2 protein-coding genes and 1 pseudogene are annotated in these 1,675 nt (G+C 36.5%); 2 read left to right on the top strand and 1 reads right to left on the bottom strand.

Annotation, left to right across the window (positions count from 1 at the left end; all coding sequences use genetic code 11):
* Positions 1 to 357 precede the first annotated feature (357 nt).
* Entirely contained in the window at positions 358 to 522 is a 165-nt protein-coding gene (gene fbpA, locus C568_RS34045) for a Fur-regulated basic protein FbpA (RefSeq protein ID WP_080739967.1), read from the top strand.
* Positions 523 to 1,091: 569 nt separating this feature from the next.
* A pseudogene (locus C568_RS34040) lies at positions 1,092 to 1,319 on the top strand (IS6 family transposase); the annotation flags it as partial.
* Positions 1,320 to 1,366: 47 nt separating this feature from the next.
* Here the strand turns inward: C568_RS34040 and C568_RS0130155 are convergent.
* A partial coding sequence (locus C568_RS0130155; protein ID WP_018783737.1) for a DDE-type integrase/transposase/recombinase occupies positions 1,367 to 1,675 on the bottom strand: 309 nt, incomplete at its 5' end.

Here is a 1,675-nt window from a genome sequence, read left to right as displayed (position 1 = left end):
GTAGATGGATCTGTTCCATATAGAGTTTATGCACGACAAGATGGTTATTTGGATATTGGACAAAGTACATGGTTAAAAGAAGAACATTTTGATGTTAGATAAGAATAAAAGATTAGAGTCGCTCGTTTGAGTGGCTCTTTATTTTGGAATCGGGGCATGATCGGAAATAAAAAATGGGAGTGCTGTCCTACACACTAAGTTGTTTTCGTGTCTCGATTCGAGAATGAAAGGAGTGGTTCAGTGATTAGTTTGTTTAAAGACTTCATAAACGCTGAGGCTATTCTTTATAAAGATATTAGAAAATACGTATTCAAGTCACCAAAGAAAAAGAGTGAAACAGACAAGCTAGGAGGAAACATGGATAGGAAACAAATTTTCATCGATGTCTTATTACATAAAGGGATTTACAAGGAAGAAGATACAGGGCGGCAGCTTTATGAAATGAGTAAGCAGGAATTATGGAATCTACTAAAAGGAGATGAAGAGCAATGCAACCAATCGAACATGGAAGTTTTGAAGTGACTCAGTTATTGGAAGAATTAAAACGAAAATAAGGGGTGTTTGGATGAAGGCGCAACATATTGAGCTTAGATTATCTAACGTGGAAGAAAACTAAACAAAAGCGCTATTTTGTACAACGGTAACCTGAGAAGAACTCGCAAATTACAAGAATCCCTGCTGAACAGGGGGCAGGGATTCAGAGGTAAGGAAGGTTATTTTGTATTGGTCGAAACGTGTCGTTTTCAACAAGTTAATAATACCACCAATTTTCAAAAGCTCATCATGTTAAATGTGTCTGAATTATATATAAACTATGTATAAATTTAAACAAAAGAGCAGCTAGCAAAAGCTAACTGCTCGGCTCCAGGGTATCTCCAAAAGGGAGACGGAGAAAGACATTCAAATGAGTTTTGGCTGGTTAGCCTATCTGCAGTATTGACGGAATATAGGGTTCTGGTGCAAAAACCCTAAAACTTTTGCAAGTAATCTCCTAAACTTGGACATACTGATAGTATTACTCTAGAAAAAGGTGTGTGATCGATATGGAAAAGGAAAATTTGTTCAAATGAAAGCATTATCAGCCGGAACTCATCTTATTAACAGTAAGGTGGTACCTACGGTACAATTTGGGCTTCCGTAACCTAGTGGAAATGATGGAGGAACGAGGCTTATCCATAGCTCACACAACGATTATGCGATAGGTTCATCAATATGGGTCTCAATTAGAAGAGAAAGTACGACATCATCTTAAAACAACAAATGATTCATGGAGAGTCGATGAAACTTATATTAAAGTGAAAGGGCAATGGGTTCTGTTGCAAAGTTTGAAAAAAGCATAAACAGGTTGGTAAATGAAGAGTAATGTTTAAGAAGTAGCTAGTAATTGTTGAAGTTCATTGTACGTTGAAAAGGCGAAGTCTCTTTGAAGACTTCGTCTTTGTTTATATAGAGCATGAATGGTTTCAATATCTTTTATCGTACGTGAAGCATGACGAAGATTTTGAAATTCTGCGGATTTGGCAAAACGTCTCTTTACATGCCTATGATCCTGTTCAATAAGATTGTTTAAATACTTGATTGTACAATGGATTGTAGTTTGATAAAATCCTTGTTTTCTTAATTTGTTAAATGCGCAAAGTAATGCTGGCGCTTTGTCTGTAGTGAGAACCGTTGG

Origin of the sequence: Bacillus sp. 95MFCvi2.1 (assembly GCF_000374965.1) — a bacterium.
Lineage (GTDB): Bacteria > Bacillota > Bacilli > Bacillales > Bacillaceae_G > Bacillus_A > Bacillus_A pseudomycoides.
The sequence above is the reverse complement of the archived record's forward strand: the minus strand, read 5'-3'. Positions and strand labels throughout refer to the sequence as shown.

What these genes read in the sequence shown, in the direction of transcription:
- fbpA (WP_080739967.1), top strand. Translation starts at nt 358, where the DNA reads ATGGATAGGAAACAAATTTTCATCGATGTCTTATTACATAAAGGGATT.